The organism is Solidesulfovibrio fructosivorans JJ], from assembly GCF_000179555.1.
Taxonomy (GTDB): domain Bacteria; phylum Desulfobacterota; class Desulfovibrionia; order Desulfovibrionales; family Desulfovibrionaceae; genus Solidesulfovibrio; species Solidesulfovibrio fructosivorans.
The window spans coordinates 293,129-311,405 of record NZ_AECZ01000002.1; the positions used below are offsets into that span (position 1 = coordinate 293,129).

At 66.2% G+C, this 18,277-nt stretch carries 13 protein-coding genes; 3 read left to right on the forward strand and 10 right to left on the reverse strand.

What is annotated here, in order from left to right:
- Positions 1–63 precede the first annotated feature (63 nt).
- Together ahbD and DESFRDRAFT_RS02825 are read left to right on the forward strand one after the other, a co-directional pair.
- Positions 64–1,185, forward strand: coding sequence for a heme b synthase (ahbD, locus tag DESFRDRAFT_RS02820; RefSeq protein ID WP_005990899.1), 1,122 nt, complete (start codon positions 64–66; stop codon positions 1,183–1,185).
- Complete coding sequence (locus DESFRDRAFT_RS02825; protein ID WP_144004884.1) at positions 1,182–1,550, forward strand: hypothetical protein; 369 nt, start codon at positions 1,182–1,184, stop codon at positions 1,548–1,550. The genes ahbD and DESFRDRAFT_RS02825 overlap by 4 nt, the downstream gene beginning before the upstream one ends.
- Before the next feature lie 88 nt (positions 1,551–1,638).
- Here DESFRDRAFT_RS02825 and DESFRDRAFT_RS02830 read toward each other — a convergent pair whose 3' ends face one another.
- Entirely contained in the window at positions 1,639–3,504 is a 1,866-nt protein-coding gene (locus DESFRDRAFT_RS02830; protein WP_005990903.1) for a lysophospholipid acyltransferase family protein, read from the reverse strand.
- A gap of 439 nt (positions 3,505–3,943) precedes the next feature.
- Between DESFRDRAFT_RS02830 and DESFRDRAFT_RS02835 the strand changes: the two genes are divergently transcribed.
- Positions 3,944–4,573: a helix-turn-helix domain-containing protein gene (locus DESFRDRAFT_RS02835; protein ID WP_005990905.1), complete on the forward strand. Its 630-nt coding sequence runs from the start codon at positions 3,944–3,946 to the stop codon at positions 4,571–4,573.
- Between the two features lie 411 nt (positions 4,574–4,984).
- Here DESFRDRAFT_RS02835 and DESFRDRAFT_RS02840 read toward each other — a convergent pair whose 3' ends face one another.
- The 9 genes from DESFRDRAFT_RS02840 to DESFRDRAFT_RS02880 all read right to left on the reverse strand — a co-directional run bounded on the left by DESFRDRAFT_RS02840 (position 4,985) and on the right by DESFRDRAFT_RS02880 (position 18,190).
- On the reverse strand, positions 4,985–5,986 hold the full coding sequence (locus DESFRDRAFT_RS02840; protein ID WP_005990907.1) for a DUF6976 family protein: 1,002 nt from the start codon (positions 5,984–5,986) through the stop codon (positions 4,985–4,987).
- Positions 5,987–6,000: 14 nt separating this feature from the next.
- Positions 6,001–6,234, reverse strand: a complete 234-nt coding sequence (locus DESFRDRAFT_RS02845; protein ID WP_005990909.1) for a hypothetical protein — start codon at positions 6,232–6,234, stop codon at positions 6,001–6,003.
- Positions 6,235–6,705: 471 nt separating this feature from the next.
- On the reverse strand, positions 6,706–7,758 hold the full coding sequence (gene aroC / locus DESFRDRAFT_RS02850; protein ID WP_005990912.1) for a chorismate synthase: 1,053 nt from the start codon (positions 7,756–7,758) through the stop codon (positions 6,706–6,708).
- A gap of 195 nt (positions 7,759–7,953) precedes the next feature.
- Positions 7,954–9,072, reverse strand: a complete 1,119-nt coding sequence (locus DESFRDRAFT_RS02855) for a DegT/DnrJ/EryC1/StrS family aminotransferase (protein WP_005990914.1) — start codon at positions 9,070–9,072, stop codon at positions 7,954–7,956.
- Complete coding sequence (locus DESFRDRAFT_RS02860) at positions 9,062–10,321, reverse strand: oligosaccharide flippase family protein (protein ID WP_005990916.1); 1,260 nt, start codon at positions 10,319–10,321, stop codon at positions 9,062–9,064. Before DESFRDRAFT_RS02860 ends, DESFRDRAFT_RS02855 begins: the two co-directional genes overlap by 11 nt.
- A 38-nt stretch (positions 10,322–10,359) precedes the next feature.
- The gene (locus DESFRDRAFT_RS02865; RefSeq protein WP_005990918.1) at positions 10,360–13,269 is read right to left on the reverse strand and encodes a hypothetical protein; all 2,910 of its coding nucleotides are present in this window, start codon (positions 13,267–13,269) and stop codon (positions 10,360–10,362) included.
- The gene (locus tag DESFRDRAFT_RS02870) at positions 13,253–13,489 is read right to left on the reverse strand and encodes a hypothetical protein (RefSeq protein WP_005990920.1); all 237 of its coding nucleotides are present in this window, start codon (positions 13,487–13,489) and stop codon (positions 13,253–13,255) included. Before DESFRDRAFT_RS02870 ends, DESFRDRAFT_RS02865 begins: the two co-directional genes overlap by 17 nt.
- A 10-nt stretch (positions 13,490–13,499) precedes the next feature.
- Positions 13,500–15,320: a DUF2079 domain-containing protein gene (locus tag DESFRDRAFT_RS02875; RefSeq protein WP_005990922.1), complete on the reverse strand. Its 1,821-nt coding sequence runs from the start codon at positions 15,318–15,320 to the stop codon at positions 13,500–13,502.
- On the reverse strand, positions 15,317–18,190 hold the full coding sequence (locus tag DESFRDRAFT_RS02880) for a glycosyltransferase family protein (protein WP_005990923.1): 2,874 nt from the start codon (positions 18,188–18,190) through the stop codon (positions 15,317–15,319). Before DESFRDRAFT_RS02880 ends, DESFRDRAFT_RS02875 begins: the two co-directional genes overlap by 4 nt.
- Positions 18,191–18,277 lie beyond the last annotated feature (87 nt).

An 18,277-nucleotide genomic window follows, 5' to 3' on the forward strand; every position in this document is an offset into this window, starting at 1 on the left:
CATCACGCCACAAAGGAGGGGACCCGGCGACCGTCCGGCCGCCTTCGGGTCCGAGATCCCCATATGCAGCATCCCCACGCCAACGGCCACGGTCATCCCCATAACGCCCATCCCGCCGGTCCCGCCGGCATGCCGCCCCTGCGACTGATCGCCTGGGAGGTCACCCGGGCCTGCAATCTGGCCTGCAAGCACTGCCGGGCCGAGGCCTGCCTCGATCCCTGGCCCGGCGAGTTCGACACCGCCGAAGCCAAGGCCCTTATCGACACCTTTCCCGAAACCGGTAGCCCCATCATCATCTTCACCGGCGGCGAGCCGCTGTTGCGCCCGGACATCTTCGACCTGGTGCGCCATGCCAGAAGCCGCGACCTGCGCTGCGTCATGGCTCCCAACGGCACCCTGGTCACGGCCGAAAACGCCCGCGAAATCCGGGATTCCGGCATCGCCCGCTGCTCGATCTCCATCGACGCGCCGAACGCCGCCGACCACGACGCCTTCCGGGGCGTGCCCGGGGCCTTCGAAGGCGCGCTTCGCGGCATCGAATATCTCAAGTCGGCCGGGGTGGAATTTCAGATCAACACCACCGTGACCAAGCACAACATGGGCAACTTCAAGGAAATCTTCAAGCTGGCCGAGTCCCTCGGGGCCGCCGCCTGGCATATTTTCCTGCTCGTGCCGACGGGCCGGGCCGTGGAGCTCGGGGCGGAGATCATCACGGCCAAGGAATATGAGGAAGTGCTCAACTGGTTCTATGATTTCCGCAAGACCACCAGCATGCACTTGAAGGCCACCTGCGCCCCGCACTATTACCGCATCATGCGCCAAAGGGCCAAGGCCGAGGGTGTGGCCGTCAATCCCGACACCTTCGGCATGGACGCCATGACGCGCGGTTGCCTTGGCGGCACGGGATTCTGCTTCATCTCGGCCGTGGGCCAGGTGCAGCCCTGCGGCTACCTGGAGCTCGACTGCGGCAATGTGCGCAAAACGCCCTTTCCGGAAATCTGGCGCACCTCGCCCCAGTTCCTCCAGTTTCGCAACAAGGACGACTACCTCGGCAAATGCGGCGTGTGCGAATACCACCGCGTCTGCGGCGGCTGCCGGGCCAGGGCCTACACCATGTCCGGCAACTACATGGCCCCGGAACCCCTGTGCGACTACACCCCGGCCAAGGCCGCCGAGGGCCGGTGAACGCGGATTCCCTTCGGGGCAGGCGGCTTTGGGGCATGTGCATCCTGATCGCCGGCCTCGGCCTGTCCGCCTGGATATGGCAGCGGGCCGGCGCGCAGGCGCAACTGTCGGGCTACGTGGTCATCGACGGGGTGGCCTATCCGCAACGCCTGGAGGACACCAAGGCCTACAACCGCCGGATGGAGGCGTTTGGCGGCAAGGGACTGGTCCTGGCCGAAAAGCTGGAAGCGTGGTTTTCCGGCCTCGGCCGTTCCAGGGGCTTTGCCGGGGGCGTGGCTCTCGTGACCCTGGGCCTTGGCGGCGGGCTTTTCCTGGCGCGTCCGGCACGGGCCGGCGATGACGAGGCGGACAAGCGGGCGGGCTAGGCCTTCACGCATGCGTCCTGGTAATAAAAAAGCCGGAGGGAATGATTCCCTCCGGCTTTTTCGTTGGCGTGGGGGATGGGGCGCGAGGCTAGGCGCAGCGCTCCTCCGACGTCCGGGCGTCGGCCGTGGCCGCCTGGGCCTGGTGGTAGGCGGTGAAGCTGGCGAACCCGTCCTTGCCCATGTAGCGCTCGAGCTGGCGACGGTCGGCCTGGAGCAGGTCCACCACGATCAGCCCGTCGAGGCAGTCGGCGAAGCCCTTGTCCACGTTGAAGGCCAGGATCTTGCCGCCGAGCTTCAGGTACTGGCGCAAAAGCACCGGGATGCCCTTGCGGTCGGCCTCGATGTCGTCGATGAGCGCCAGCAGGTCGTCGAGGTCCTCGACCAGGGTCCTGGCCGCCCGGGCCAGCCAGGTCTGGCCGCGAAGCGGCGTCTTGGGCCGCACCAGCCGGGCCAGGTTGGGATTGGTGACGTTGCCCTCGAAATAGCTGGCCATAAGCCGCCTGGAGGCGTGCTTGTAGTCGTTGGTGATGCTGACCGGGCCGAAAAGCACCCGGTAGCGCGGCTCGCGCACGACCATCTGGGCCAGCCCCTTCCAGAGCAGCAGGAGCGGCGAATAGCTCTTCTGGTATTCGGGCCGCACAAAGGACCGGCCCATCTCCAGCGCCGGGCTTATGCGCGAGAAAAAGGCGGCCTTGAGCACGAAAAGCGTGCTGGTGTAAAGCCCCTGCGGGCCTTTCTCCGCCAACAGCTCGTCCGTGCGGCCGATGCGGTACGCCCCGGCCACTTCGCGTTTTTCGGCGTTCCACAAAAACAGATGGTGGTAGAAGGGATCGAACCCGTCGAGGTCGCAGGCCTTGCCCGTGCCTTCGCCCACCCGGCGGAAGGTCAGTTCGCGCAGGCGGCCGATCTCGCGAAGCATCAGGGGAATGTCGGCGGCCTTGGCCTCGATGACCTGGAACTCGCCGCTTTGGTGCAAAACCGACCCAGGGGCCAGCGCGGCGATTTCGTCGGCCAGCAGGGCCGGGCTCACGGGCGGGATCAGCGCTTCCTGGTGGCCGACGTTTTTCTGGGGAAAAAGCGGCGGTCGGCGGCGGGGCTTGTCCGGGCGATTGCGCAACAGTTCCGTGCGCAGGCGCAGGTAGCGGGTGATGCAGGTATCGGCCTCCTCGTCGCAGGACGAAACCTTGGCCAGACGGTCGTAGCGGATGGGAGTGCCGATGCGGGCTTCCACGGCCTGGCCGCATTTGTTGTAGAATTCCCGGGGCAGCATGGCCGTGCGCAGAAGCGGATGCACGAGCCCCAGGACCTGGAACAGGCGGCTGTTGCGGCCGCTGAAATGGATGGGCACGACCGTGGCTTCGGTCTTGCGCACGAGCCGGGCCACGGTGGCGCTCCAGGCCGGGTCGCTGATGGCCGGCCGGCCGTTCTCCAGATGCGGGTGGGCCACCGCGCCGGCTGGAAAGATGCCGAGCAGGCCGCCCTTGCGCAGGATGCGGAGGCATTCCTTGAGGGGCCGGATGTTGCTGCCCGTGGCCGAGGAGCCGCCGAAGGGATCGACGAAGACGAAGAGCCCGCGCAGCTCCGGAATGCGGGAGAGCAGGAAATTGGCCATGATCCGGGTGTCGGGCCGCACGGTCAAAAGCATTTTGGCCAGCACCAATCCTTCCAGGCCGCCGAAGGGATGGTTGGCCACCACCACCACCGGCCCGGATTTGGGGATACGCTCCAGCTCCTCGCTCGAGGCCCGCACCCGCACGTCCATGGCGTCGAGCACGGCGTCCACGAAGGCGCCGCCGTCCAGGCCGTTCGGAATGGCGCGGTAGATGTCCTCGATGGGGGCGAGCGACAGCGCCTTGGCCAGGAAGGGTTCGGCCAGGGCGACGGCGCGGCGCGTGAAGCTTCCGCCGAAAGACGGGGTCAGGGAAAAAATGTGAGGACGTTCGCTTTGTTCCATGTCATCACCTCGGGGGATGGCGTCTTAAGGAAGACGGGCCGAGCGGCCACCCGTCAAACCGTACAAGGCATAGCCAGCCAGGGTTACGACTCCATGGAGAATTGGCTGCGTTCGTCGACGATTGTGCGCGATTGCGTCACAACGCGGGTGGATTTGTAACGTACGAGGTTTACTCCCTTGCCCGCCGCCCCGCAAGAGGGCCCGCCGCCTTGACACCCGGCGCGGGCCGCTTCTATCGTATAGACGATGCGTGAGGGGAAGCCTTTGAAAAGGTTTCTCCCCTCTCGCGCCCTTCTTTCCTAATCTTTTTATCCGTTAGGGTGTTGCATCGGATATGTGCCCTTTGAAGCGTCTTTGGTAGGAGGGCTGGGGGGAATACCTTTCCGCAAGAAAAGTTTCCCCCAGCGGCCTTCTATAAAATAGCTCCGGGGAATGCGCCGTGTCGGAAAACCGCTTGTACTCCGTGGCCGCCATCGCCAAGCTGCTGGATATGCCGGAATCCACGCTCCACTATTGGAAGAACCGCTTCGACGCGGTGTTGCCAAGCGTGGGGCGCGGGCGCAGCAAGCGGTTTCGGCCCGAGGCGGTGGAAGTGTTCCAGGCCATCGGCCGGTTGCTCGGCCAGGGACTCTCGGCGGCGGACGTGCGGGCCGAGCTGATGCGGCAATTTCCGGTCAACGCGACCCACGAACCGACCTCCGGGACGGCGGTTTCCGCTGTCGCCGCGCACCATTCGGCGGCAACGACCGTCGCCGCGGGCGAAGCGGCCTTTTCCGGCGGCGAGCCGGCCGTCATGGCCATGGCCGCCGGTATAGGCACGGAAATCGCCCGGTCGATCATGGCCCAGTTCCAGCGGCATTTTCCGCCGGTCCAGCCGGCCCTGCCCGAAGAGACGGTGGAGGGGCTGCGGGAGCAGCTCGGGGCGATGCGCGACGAGAACGCCGCCATGGCCGAGAAGATGCGCCTGTTGGAGGCCGAACTGGTGCGCCTGCGCAAGGACCGGCGCGAACTGGAAAATTACCTCGTGGACAAGATAAACGCCTTGCGCCGCGCCGACGAGACGTCGTGAGGGGAGAGGGGAAGAAGGGAAAGAGGTGCGAGAGGGGGACCCTTTTTGAAAAAAGGGTCCCCCTCTCGCGCTCTCCCCTCCCAAAAACTTTCGATGGTTACAGGTGTGGTGACGAGAATGCACCGTAACCGTTAAGCGTCTTTGGAAGGGGGGCCTGGGGGGAGAACCTTTCTGCAAGAAAGGTTTCCCCCCGGTCTTCATTGCAAAGCTGGAAATGGGGAAGGCCGCTTGCCCGGCTTGCGCCCGGCTCACGGCCTTCCTTTCCTCGAGGACTATCGCCTAGCCCGCGTGGCCGCCCCGACGCCGCGGAAACGTCGGTCCGTCTTCCGGTTGACGGTGGCGGCCCAACGGACATCGCGTAAACGATGGGTCCCGATGGGCATGGGTGGGTCGCGCTTTGGCGACCGGAGGCTACACGTCCATGATTTCCAGATAGACCAGGGTCTGGTTGAGGAGCTGGTAGGCGATTTCGCCGAAGGTGACCGGTCCGGTGAAGGGCTCGGTCTTTTTGCCTTCCAGTTCGGAATACAGGTAATTGAGAATACAGTTGCAGGAGAAGGCCACCCGGTCGGATTCGATGGAGCATTCCTTGCTCAGGCGGTTGTTGAACTCCTTGACGTAATCCGCCACGGGCTTGGCGTGCTTGTAGCGGATGCCGGAGAAGACCGGGGCGTAGAACTTCACCTGGCCTTCCACCTCGTCGACGTCCTGGAAGCTGATGTTGACCATGGCCCCGTAGTAGTCGGCCACAAGCGGCAGCTTGGTGTCGAGCTTGTTCTTCACGATGTAGGCGGCGAAGTTGCGTTTTTCGCCGTTGACCATCACGTCCTTGGCGGCAAAGTCGTCGGAGGTGAAGGTCAGAATGTCGCCGTCGCCCTGTTCGAACAGGTTGATGATGCCGATTTCGGCCACCTTGCCCTCGGGCAGCTGGGCCTGGAGCACGAGGGCGCCTTCCTCGATCACGTCGCCGGTGCGGCCGTTGATGACTTTGGGGGTCTTCTTGCCCAGGTCGGAAAGATGGACGCCCGCGATCCAGCCGATCAGCGGCCGGACGCCGAAATCTTTATAGTTGGGGCCGTTCAGGGCAAAAGACAGATGGGTCTTGCTGGCGGCGGGGATGATGATGAAGCTGAAGCCGTGCTTGGGGCCCTCGGCGTACACGCGGGCCAGGCTCGCCTCGTCGTAGCCCACGATCTCGACGGAGCTGACCATGTCGGTGATGTCCGTGGCGCAGATGAGCTCACGGCTGGACATGCCGCCCTTGTCGCTGGAAATGAAATACGGGATCGTGCCGCCGATCCAGTCGCCTTGGGGCAGCTGGCGCAGGGCGTCCTCGTCACCGGCCAGAAGAAGCTTGCGTCCCGACTCGATCAACTGCTTGACATCAGCTACTTTGGAAATAGTTTGTCGCATGTCGCTTTCCCCCTCTAGCCGAAGATGGTTTTCAGATCGTCCTGAACGCTAGGCATATTCACATTGTTGGCGAAGATAGCATAGAGTTGATCGACGCTGGCGCTGATGTTCTCCGGCGAAGGGTCTTCCTTCACCGCTCGCGTCAGGCGCCCAAGCAGGATCTTGGCGGCAAGGAACTTGAGCTGGTAGGTTTTCTTTCCCGTCACAATTTCTTGCCAAGCTTTGTTACTCTTGCTCGGTACATCCATATTCGCCTCCTTCTTTATGCGGCAGCGCGATCTTGCGGCAGCGGGATAATCGTCGCCAACACCCGATCATGATGACCCACGACCCCTCATGACCCGGTTGGAATCGGTGGATTGCGTGACGAAACGTCCGTGCAGGCGTCAACTAAGCAAAGATCGCACCACGGGAAAAATATCAAGAAACCCACAGGTTATTGAAAGAGTACGAGAAGTTGCGGAAGAATACAAGACAAAACAGGAAGTTTCCCGTGTTTCATGAAGTGAAAGGGCTTGTGAGATTGTCTGAAATAGTAAATTATTTCATTATATTAGTATACTGGGACGAATTGGGGCAGCAAAAGGCTTCGACGAGTCAAAAAGAAACAGTAGGCATGTCACCTCGCCGACAATAAAATTTCGGAAAATTTTCTTTGAAAAAACCGTTGGATGCACGGACACGGCCAACCTCTTCGCGTGTCCGCGCATCCCGTCGGCCTAACGCACCGTGCGTTGCAAAAGCGTCATGTCGGCCAACACCAACTGCACCATGGCCCGCAGCACCGGCACCACGCGCGGTATGGCGCTGCGGTCGTGGCGGCCGCCCACCACGATCGTGGCCGGATTGCCGGCAATGTCCGTGGTGCGCTGGGGCACGGCGATGGACGGGATGGGCTTTATCGCCGCCCGGGCCACAATGGGCTGGCCGTTCGCGATGCCGCCCAGGATGCCGCCGGCATGGTTGGATTCGGGCGGGGTGACGATGGGGTCGTTGTTGGCGGAGCCGGTCAGGCGCGCGGCGGCGAAGCCGTTGCCGATCTCCACGCCCTTGACCGCGCCCACGCCCATCAGCGCATAGGCGAGCCTAGCGTCGAGCTTGTCGAAGATCGGTTCGCCAAGCCCGGCCGGAACGCCCGTGGCCGTGATCTCCACAATGCCGCCCAGGCTGTCGCCCGAGGCCATGGCCTCCTTGGCCCGCGCTTCCCAGGCCGGCACGATGGCCGGGTCCGGGGCGCAAAAGGGCCTGTCCGCCGCGCCGGCAATGTCCACGGCAGTGGCCGGGATGCCCCCGAATTCCACGGTGTAGGCCGTAACCTCGATGCCGCAGCCGGTAAGGAACGCGCCGGCCATAGCCCCGCCGGCCACCCGGGCGGCGGTCTCCCGACCCGAGGACCGGCCGCCGCCGCGATAATCGCGCCGGCCGTACTTGGCCAGGTAGGTGCCGTCGGCATGGCCCGGGCGCAGCAGGTTCTTGGCTTCCTCGTAGTCCCGGGAGCGCTGGTTGGTGTTCTCGATCACGAACCCGATGGGCGTGCCGGTGGTTGCGCCCTCGAAAACGCCGGAGAGCAGACGCACGGCGTCGGGCTCCTTGCGGGCCGTGCCGGTAAGCCCCCCGGCTCCGGGGCGGCGACGGTCCAGGTCGCGCTGGATAAGGGCGGCATCGAGCGGCACCCCGGGCGGACAGCCGTCCACCACGCCGCCAAGGGCCGGGCCATGGGACTCGCCATACGTGGTCAGACGAAAAACAGTGCCAAAGGTATTCCCACTCATAAGAGGCTCCTAAACAAAAAATGCGAGAGGGGAAACCCTTTAAAAAGGGTTCTCCCCTCTCGCGCTCTCCCCTTCCCAAATTTTCTACTATCGTCTGTGACTCACCGTCATTATTTATGAAAGTCTTTGGAAAGGGGGCCCGGGGGAAGAACCTTTCTTCAGAAAGGTTTTCCCCCGGCAGCTTTTCAAACTGTCCTACTTCGCGACATCGCGGACGGTTTCGATGACGTAGTCGATCTGGTCGTCGGCGAGTTTCGGGTACAGCGGCAGGGTGATGGTCGAGAGGCCGATGCGGTAGGCTTCGGGAAAGTCCTCGGGGGCGTAGCCAAGGGTGTTGCGCAGGTGGGTGAGGGTGTGGATGGCCCGGTAGTTGACGGCCACGCCGATGCCGCGCCCTTTCAGTTCGTGGAGGATGGCGTCGCGGCGTTCGGGGTCGACCCAGAGGGTGTAGAGGTGGTGGGCCGAGGTGCCGGGGGCGCGGGGGCGGGTGATGCCCGGCGCGCCGGCGAATCCGGCGTCGTAGCGGTCGACGATGGCCTGCCGGCGCTGCCGCAGGCCGCGCAGGCGGTCGAGCTGGTCCACGAGCAGGGCGGCCCGGATATCGTCCAGGTTGTACTTCCAGCCTTCGGCCACCATGTCCCAGTGTTCGTATTTGCCGTGGTAGCGGCCCGAGGCGTTCTTGCTCATGCCGTGGTTGGCGAGCTGCCGGGCCAGGGCGGCCATGTCGGCGCCGTGGCAGGCGATAGCCCCGCCCTCGCCGCAGGTGAGATTTTTCGTGGCGTAGAAGCTGTAGCACGAGGCCTCGGACATTTCGCCCGGGCGCACGCCGTCGCGGGAGCATTCGATGGCGTGGGCGCAGTCCTCGACGATGAAGAGGTTGTGTTTTTGGGCGATGGCGGCAAGGGCCTTCATGTCGCACATGGCCCCGTAGAGGTGCACGGGCAGAATGCCCTTGGTGCGGGGCGTGATGGCGGCTTCGACCTTGGACGCGTCGAGCAGTCCGGTGTCGGGCTCCACGTCCACGTACACGGGCTTGGCCCCGCAGTGCATGATGACCGTGGAGGTGGCGATGAAGGTCATGGGCGTGGTGATGACCTCGTCGCCCGGGGCGAGGCCCAGGGCGAGCAGGGTCAGGTGCATGGCCCCGGAGCAGGAGGACAGGGCCACCACGTGGGGGATGCCGGTGAAATCGGCGAACTTGGCCTCGAACTTGGCTCCGACCGGGCCGGAGGTCAGAAAAACGGAGCGCAGGACGGCAAGGACATTGTCCATGTCCTTTTCCTCGAGGCTGTGACGGTAGAACTCAACCTGCATGGGGCATTACCTCGGGTTTGCGGGAACGCACGCGCACAAGGAGCCACGCGAGCGACCCGACGAGCATGACGCTGATGCCGGAAAAAAGGAGCCAGGCCACGGTCATGGGCGTGTCGTGAAAGACCGTGACCAGCCCCAGGAAAAGACCGACCCCGGCCACCTGGAACCAGACGAAGCCGAATTCCGAGCGGGCCTGGAAATAGACGAACAGGATGTTGGCCACGGCGAGGAGGGCCATGGCGCCGCTGATGACGGTTAAAAGCGGCCCGGCGGCGGTGTAGCTCGCGCCGAAAAGGAGCTTCACCACGAAGCTCGAGGCGATAAGGCAGAAAAGGGCGAATCCGCCGCCGAGAAGGGCGGTCAGGCCCATGGACGTCCACAGCGAGGACAGGTCGTTGCGGCCGGACTCCTTGGCCGACGCCGCTTCGGTGAAAAGCACGCTCATGAGCACCGAGGGCAGGTAAAAGGCGATGCGGCCGAGGATGGCGGCCGTGGCGTAAAGTCCCGCGCCTTCGGCGTCGCAGTAGTGGCGCACCAGCACCAGGTCGAGGTTGCCGAGCACCATGACGATGACCGACGAGATGAGCATGCCGATGGAATAGGTGCCGACTTCCTTGATGAGTCCCTTGGGCAGGGGGGAGGCCTTCAAGGGGAAAACGTCGCGCAAAAAGAGGCAGTTGACCGCGATGGCGGCGGCGATGCCGGTGAGGCTCGAAAGCAGCGCGCCGTTGATGCCCCAGGTGAGGAACATGACGAAAAGCAGCGCGCCGAGCAGCCGGAAAAGCGCGTTGGACGCGCCGGCGATGCCGTAGCCGGTGAAGCGCTGGAGCCCTTGGAGCATGCCCCAAGGCACGGGCAGGATGAACGATCCGGCCATGACCCCGAGCATGAGCAGCACGGGCGTGGGGGATTCGATGTGCAAAAAGGACTGGATAAGCGGCAGGCAGGCCGCGCCGATGCCGTAGGCGACGACGGCGAGCCCTGTGGCGTAAAGCCCGGCCCGGGAGAGCAGCGCCCGCACGAGCCCCATGTCCGTCAGCACGAACCGGGCCGTGAACCGGGCCATGACCAACGGCACGATGGCCAGCGGCGCGGCGAAGATGACCATGGTGGAATTGAGCGCGTTGAACCCGCCGAAATCGGCCGGGCTCATGGACCGGCCGACCACGAGCTGGAAGAGGTAATTGAAGAGGTTGCCGGAATTGAGCAGGATGAGGATGACGAAATTCTGCTTGAGAAAGCGTTTCACGCGGGCACGTCCTTGAAAGGGGCGATGGATACGTAGGCTTACGACGCGGGCGGTCGCGCGGAGTTGGCGTCGGTTTCGCGCCGGTCCGGCGCAAGCTCCAGGTACAGCCCGGCCAGGAAACAGTAAAGCCCGGCCTGGACCAGAAATTCCGCCGGACGGGCCAGCATGGCCAGTCGCAGCACGGCGGCGAACACGAGCGACAGGGAAAAGCCCAGGAAATACGGCCGGCCGGGATCCTCGGCCAGCCATGCGCCAAGCGGCGCGGCGCGCCGGGACAGCCGGGCGGCCACAGCCGGCGCGAGCACCCGCCATACCGGAAGGAGGGCCATGGCGGCAAGGGGCGTAACCAGACGCGACGCGGCCGCGCTAAGGGCCAGGCTGACGGCCAGGAGCGCCGCGCAGGCCCCAAGGCCCCAGAGCATCTCCCGGCGGGCGTCGCGGGGATCGGCCGGGGGCGTGGCCAGCCAGCGGGCGGGCCGTGCCGCCAGTGCGCGCAGGCGCGCCGGGCCGACAAGGCGCAGGCCGAGCCAGACGGCGGCCAAAAGCGCCACCGCGGCCAGGGCGCGCGTCAGGGTATTTTCATGGCCCGCGCCCCGGGGGTGGGGAGGGGCGGCGAAGCGGCCGACGTCGATGGGGGCCTTGGTCTCGAAGCACAGTCCGGCCACGTCGTACCAGGGATGGCTGAAAAAGCGGGCCGAGGCCTTTTGGGCCGGAAGGTCGGCCGGGCCGATATCCAGCCAGGCGTCGGCGGCGTGCAGGCGCGCGGCCGCTTCCTCGGACAGGTTGCCCGGGGAAAGCCGTTTGCCGCCGAGGTCGAGGAGGGGACCGGCCGCGAAAATAGCGCGCCAGTCGGCCTGCGCCTGACCGGAAAAGGCGGCCCGGGTCAGTTCCAGGCTGCCCGGGGCCCGCCCGTCCCGGCCCGAAACGGCGACGTCCACGGCGCCGGGCAACACGGCGTTCGGCTCGTCGGCCAATCTGCCGGCCAGGATGCCGGAGCGGGTGTCGGGAATGGCCGGTTGTCCGCCGGCAATGGATACGGCCACGGGATCGCCGGTCAGACTGTAGGCGGCGGTCAGCCAGGAAAGGCGGCCAAAGGGCGTCAGCGGGGAAAAGCGTCCCGGGCCCGCAGCCTTGTCCGGTCTGGCGGCGGTGGTCACGGGCCAGGGCAGCCGGGCGGCGTAGAGCCCTTGGTGGGGCTTTCCCGTGGGCACGGCGGCGAGCATGGCCCGGGTGAAGGGCAGGGCGAACTCGCGGCCGGTGAAGGTGAAGCGCAGGGTCGCGCCGGCAACGCTTGGCGGCAGGCCGTCAAGCCGGGTCGGCGTGCCCGGCCGCAGGGCGTAGGTCCTGGCCGGCTTGCCGCCGGAGGTTTCGAAGACGTCCAGGAAGACGCCGGAGAGTCCTGGGGCGCGGCCGATGTCCAGACGGAAGAAATAGGCCGTGTCCGCCGCCGGGGTGAAGGCGGCCGTGACCGGAATGCGCAGCCGGTCGGCCCGGCCCTCGACGGAAAGCCCCTGTCCCGTGCGGTAGAGCCGCACGCCGCCGGGGGCGCTCAACAGGCTGGGCGCGCCCGAGACGAAGACCGGGGTTTCGGTCCGGGCGTCGCCAAAGGCGAAGCGCTGTTGCGCCGGAGCAAAGGGCGCGGCGAGGCTCCACAGCGGGGTCACGGTCACGCCGCCGTCGGGCCGGTCGATGTCCGGGGCCGCGCCGAGGCTGGTGGCCAGCTCGTCGGCGGCGGCCAGAAAGGCGGGGGTGTCGCGGCGCGGCGAAACCAGGGCCAGGAAGGCGTCCTCCACCGACGCGCCGCCGGGAAGTTTCGGGGCCATGGGCAGCAAGCGCAAGGTGGCGGTGGCCGTATCGGACGCGCCCATGGCCGCTGCGGCCGGGGCGATGTTGACGAAGACGCGCCGGACCCCGGTAAAGGGTTCGCGTACCCTGGTCGGCAGCCGGCCGGGCAGGCCATCCTTGGCCACGGCGGCCGCGTCGAGGCCGGAAGGCGTAAAGACCAGGCGCTCCACCACTTTGTCGCGCCGGACTTCGGCGGCGTCCTGGCGGAAGAACATCAGGCTTATTTCTTTGAGTTTCGCCGCCTTGATGCCGGCGTAATGTTCGCGCAGGTAGCGGCCGACATAGACCCGCAGCACGGTGCGGCCGTCGGGGAGCTCGAAGGTGCGTTTGGCCAGCCCGTACCAGTCGAGGACCGTGCGCGCCCGGGGATGGGCCGGGTCCAGCGCGGCCACCAGGTTGACCTGGACCGGGACCGGGCGGCGCAGGATCAGGTCCACCGCGCCGATGTCGAGCAGGTCGCGGTCGAAGCGGCGCTGCAAAAAGGTGGACGGCCCGTCCTCGGCCACGTGCCAGGCGTCGTCGAAGGGGAGATCGAGCACCCGGCGGATGAGATAGAGCGGCGTCTTGTCCGCCCACTCGGCCCGGGCCACGGGCACGGACGCGTCCGGCGCGGCGGCGGCTTCCAGGTAGGCCTGGCCCAGCCGGGAGACGCATTCCAGGGGATCGCTGACGAACGACCGGCCCTGCCGCGTGCGCACGGCAAGCGCGGCCAGACTGGGATTGTCCGGATCGGCGTCGCGCAGGGTCAGCCCCACTTCGTTGAACCGGCCGAAGGCCAGTTCTTTTTTTCCGTCCGGCGCGGTCAGGGGCAGGTCGCGGATGGCCGCGTTCGTGTCCCCCCCTGCGGGTACGGTCAGGGGCGCGGTTTCGAGCACGCGGGAATACTTGATTTTCTTGACGCCGATTTTGACCCGCACCGTGCCGTCGACCGGCCCCTTGCCGCCGAAAATGTCGCCGGGCAGGCGCACCGGGGCGCGCTGGGGGCTGGGATCGAGGTCCAGGGCCCCCGCCGGGGCGACCCGGATGGTCGCCAAGGCGATCAGGACGACCCAGGTGGCGGCGAGGAGGCGGACGGCGGCGTAAAAACTACGGCGCGGGAGCATTGTCGCCTCCCGTGGCCGGTGTCGGGGCCAGAGCCGGATTCTCGGTCGCTTCCCGGTGGCGGCGTGAGCGCCTGTGTTCCTTGACCGGCTGCGTATCCGTGGCCGGCGTTTCCGGGGTGACGGAACCGGCGGCGTCGGGCTGTGCAGCGCTTGGCGTTTCCCCGGCCGGCTTGGCCTTTTTACGGGGATACTGGGTCGGGAAGCGGTCGAGCACTTCCACTTCCACCTCTTCATGCGGGCTTGCGGGCGCGACGGTCGCCGGAGCCGGCGTCGCGGCCGGCCCGCCCGGTGCGGCGGGCGTCGGGGGCGTGGCGGACGGCGTTTTGTCCGGCCGGCGCCGCTTCGGGCGCTGCGGCCCCGGGCGCGGCATTCGGCGCTTGCGACGTCTGGCCGTCCGGGGACATCGGGGCTGTGCCGGGCGCGGCGGGAGCCTCCCCTTCCGGTTGCGTCTGGGCCGCCGGAGCGGGCGCGGGCTTGGGCTGGGGGCGGCGCAGGATCAGGAAGCCGCCCTGGTCGTAGACGGTCTCGAGCTGCGCCTTGGCCCGGTCGACCAGTTCGGAAAATTCCCTGGCCACTTCTTTGTCCCGGCAGGCCCCGTTTTGGAATTCGCAGCCCTTGTCCAGCACGAACCACGGCCGGGTCAGGTCGAGCAGCACGTACTGCGCCTGCCAGGAGCGCACGGGCAGGTCGGTTTTGCCGGTGCGCACGAATTTCCAGAAATCGCCGAAGCTGGCCTTGGACAGGTCGCGCACGGGATGGGGCGTAAAAACGCCCAGGGGAAAGCTGTTGTAGTCGAGCCGCTCGGCCAGCGCGCCCCAATTGAGCGTGTTTTGGGCCACCACCGGCAGGTCCGGGTCGCGCGGCACGGCTTTCAGGATCTCGGCCAGGATGGCGGCGTCGCGGGCCGTGGGTTCATAGGCCTCCATGGAGAAGGCGAAATTGTCCGTGGTCAAAAAAAGGCGCGACACGGGCGAGGGGGCCAAAAGCACGTGCCCCACAGCCAGGGCCGTAAAAAGCGCCAATCCGGAATAGTGCGCGCCGATGCCCGATTGCCGGGCCAGGATGCGCACCGGCCCGAGCACCTCGCAAAAGGCGAAGAAAAGTACTCCGGCCGCGCCGGCGGTGTAGTGGTTGGCCCAGCCGTAATAATTGGGTTGGGTGGACAGCAGGGCCAGGGCCAGGGCCGGCACGGCCGGCAGCAGGAGCTTGGGCCGGAAAAGCGGGAAAAAGAGCAGCGCCCCGAACAGGAACCCCAGGTATTTCCATTTGCCGGCCACGCCGAACATCTCGTCGAGCACGGTCAGCGGATGCAGCAGGCAGGTGGCGAGCGCCGTGCCCGGACCCCCGCCGAGCCAGGCATAGCCGCCGCTTGCGGCGCCGAGGCCGCCGTCGGCCGTGCAGTAGGGCACGATCCAGGCCGTGGCGACGTAGAAATACAGCGCGCCAAGGAGCATGAGCCCCCAGCCCGCCTTGCGCTCCTCGGCCACGAAGGCCAGATACGCGCCGCAAAATATCGTGGTCAGGGCATACGGTTCCTTCACCAGGCAGGGGAGCAGGCCCAGCACGAAGGCCAGGCGCGTCCGGCCCGACGTGGCGGCGACCAGGAAGGCGAAAAGGATCGGAATGAGCAGGTGGTCCAGGTGGAAATCGAACAGGGCGTTGGTCCAGACCGGAAAATAGAGGGCATAGGCCAGGGCGGCCAGCATGCCGTAACGTCTGGCGGCCATAAGCGCGGGCAGGGCCAGGACCAGGCCCTGGACGGTGAGAAGCACCAGCGGCGCGGCCTGGTCGGGCACGAGCCGGTAGACCTGGGCATACAGCGGCAAAAGCGGCTGGGCATGGCCGAGAAAGGCCCGCCACCACTCGCCGTAGCGGTGCAGGGAATAGAGGTTGGACAAAAAGACGCCCAGGTCGAACACCGTGGAATGCAGGGCCAGGTATTTGAAACAGGCCATGAGGGCCAGCACGGCGAAAAGCCCGAGAAAAACCGCTCCGCCAAAGCCACGGCTGACCGGGACCGGCAAGGTGGCGGGAGCATGCAGGTTCGTCATTGGGACACCCCTTGGCGTTTTAAGAAAAACGGCCCGGTCAGGATGATGACAAGGCACAGGAGCATCGCGGTCGCGCTGAGCATAAGCCCGATGATGTACGAGCTTTGCGGGGCGAACGAAAGGAGCACTTCGCAGTCGATCCGGCCGTCCTTGCCCACGGCGTAGTAGCCCGGCGTGGTCGCCGTGGCCCGGGGCAGAAGCGACAGCAGGGCGGGGTCGAACCACCAGGCGTTGGCGTAGCCGTAGGCCTCGACATGGAGCGCGTCCGGCCAGGCCACGGGCTTGCCGACTTTGGTCACGGCCCAGCCGGCCGGGTTCAGGGGATGCGACAGGGCGGCGGCGTCCTTGGGCGAAAAGCGGCCCGGGAAAAAGCCCTCGAACGGGCCACCGTCCGGGAGGTTGTCGTTTTGCACGGCCCCGGCCCGAAGCTTCGAAACGTAGTCCACGACGAAGCGCCTGTCGTTTTTGCCGACCACCGCGCCGCCCGGACCGTAGAGGAAGGCGTGGCGCGACTTTTCCCGGCCGTCGCCAAGCGTCGAGACGATGCCGTCCCTGAGGTACCCGGCAAGGGTGGCGGCGTCGGCGACGTCCGACCCCTGCACGGGCAGGGGGGCATAGGTGGCCAGGGACGGCGGCGTTTCCCGCGTTCCGGTCAGGGCGGCGGCCGTTCGCGGCACGAGCAGCGCCTTCCAGCCGGTGTGGAAGGTCTCCTGGAAAACCAGGGGAAAACCGGCGGTCACGCCGTGCAGGCGCACTCGGAGCCGGGTCGGGCCCAGGCGGCGAAATTCAACGGTGGGCGTTTTGAGGCGGTCCACCGGCCTGGACACGGCCAGCTTGGCGTCGGTGGCGCGTTCGTAGATGAGCCGGCTGTCCTTCGCCCCCCGGCCCATGATGGTGTCCAGAAATTTCAGGAAGACCGCATCATGCCCGGCGCGCAGATAGACCGTGCCGGGATCGTAGCCGGGCAGGCCCACTTCCTCGGACAGGGCGGCCACCACCGGGTTCACGACCCTGGCCGTGCCCACGTTTTCCACCGCCGCCACCCGGTCGCCGGGCCGCACCAGGGGCAAGAACTCCGTATTTTCGTAAAGGTCCACGTCGCTGAAAAGCGGCAGCGCGGCCAGCCCCCGCTGCATGGCCAGATTGGCGTCGAGCACGGGCTTGTAGTCCTTGTAGCCGTCGACCACGGACGGGGCTCGGTAGGCCGGCTGGAAATCGTCGTAGGTGTAGGCGTGGGCGTAGTGGGGGTAGACCAGGAACCGGCCTGAACCGAGGGCCAAAAGCCGCGCCAGCCGCGTGTTCGGATGCTCGGCGTAAAGCCCCGGGAAAATCGCTTCGGCCAGGGGCTGGGTCTTAAACGCCATGAAAAAGGGCTTGGGCGAATAGGCCGAGGTCCACTCGAAGGTGAAGTCGGTGTCCCCGGGCCAGGTGATGCCGATGGGCGGCAGGTAGGTGACGCGGAAATCGTCGCGGCGGTCGCGCAAATAGCTGTAGACGGCCGCGTCCTCCTTGCCGATGGGCGTCTGCTTGATGGTCAGCGGCTGGATGTCCTTAGCGGCGTCAAAGGGCCGGGTGAGCCCGCCGGCCAGAAACGGCGAGACAAAGACGAGCACCGTTGCCGCGCCGGCAAGGGCCGTGACGCGCGGCTTCCACACCCCGGCCAGATCGGCGGCGGCCCGGGCGAAAAGCAGGGCGTACGGCAGCACCACCAGGGGCAGCCAGCGGGTGGTGTTGGAAAAGGCGGCGAACAGGATGGGCAGCGTTTTTTTGAGGAGCAGTTGGTAGAAAAGCATCCCCGGCAGGGTGCGCGACCCGGAAACCAGCAGCACGCCGATGATGGCCGTGACGTAGAGCGCGGTCAGCTCCGGCGTCTTGCGCCGGCGAAAGGCGTAGACGAACACCCCGAGCGTGACCACAAGCGCGGCGGCGTACCAGGGCACGGCCATGCCGGTCGGAATGGGATAGACGTATTCGGTGTCCATGCCCTGGCGCAGGCGCAAAAGCGCCGAGGCGTCGATGGGCTGGCTGGTGGACTGGTGGTAGGCCTCGCGCCTGGGCAGCTCCGTGTCCACGGTCACGTCGCCCTCGGCCGAAACCGAAAGCCCCCAGCCGTGGCGGATGGCCCCCTTGCCGAAATAATCGCCCACGAACGGGGCCATGAAGTGGATGTTCATGGCCACGGCCACAAGGCCGATGCCCACGAAACAAGCGACGAGCGTCTTTTTGCGCCGGCTGGAAAAAAGCCGCCAGGCAAAGGCGATGGAAAGCATGGCCGCGGCGCTCATGCCCACGCCCGGATGCAGCGAGGTGAGCCCCAGCAGAAAGCCGGTCAGCACCGTGAAATAAAATATCCCGCGCCGTTTCCCCTCCACGCGTTCCATGAGCGTTTGGGCGGCCAGGATCACCAGCGGCAAAAGCGCATAGCCGGCCAGCATGGGCATGTGCCCGGCCACGATGCGGGAGAGCGCATACGGGGAAAACGCGTAGAACACGGCGGCGAAAAGCGCGAACACGGGCGAAAGCCCCTGCCGCCTTGCCAGCGGCCACATGGCCGCGCCGGAACAAAACGTCAACACCAGCGGCAGCCACTTGGACACGGCCTCGCCGCCGGCCAGGGAAAACGGCCACAGGATGAGCCAGTAGAGCAGCTCCAGCTTGAAATAGTGGTAGCGGCCGGTCTCGAAATAGGCGTCCCAGGTGGAAAAATGGTGCCTGGCCATGGCCCGGAACTGCTCGGCAAAGGCCGGAATGCCCCAGTCCCAGGTATGGCCGACCATGCCCGGCCGCGCCAGCACGCCGGCAAAGGCGATCAGGACCAGCGCCGCCAGCGCGGCCATGGCTAGAATGACTGTCGCTTTTTTTTGCCGCATACGTTTGAGGATGCCTCCGGCGGCCAGGGGGGAAACTTTTTGAAAAAAGTTTCCCCCCTGGACCCCTCTTCAAAAACTTTCAACGGG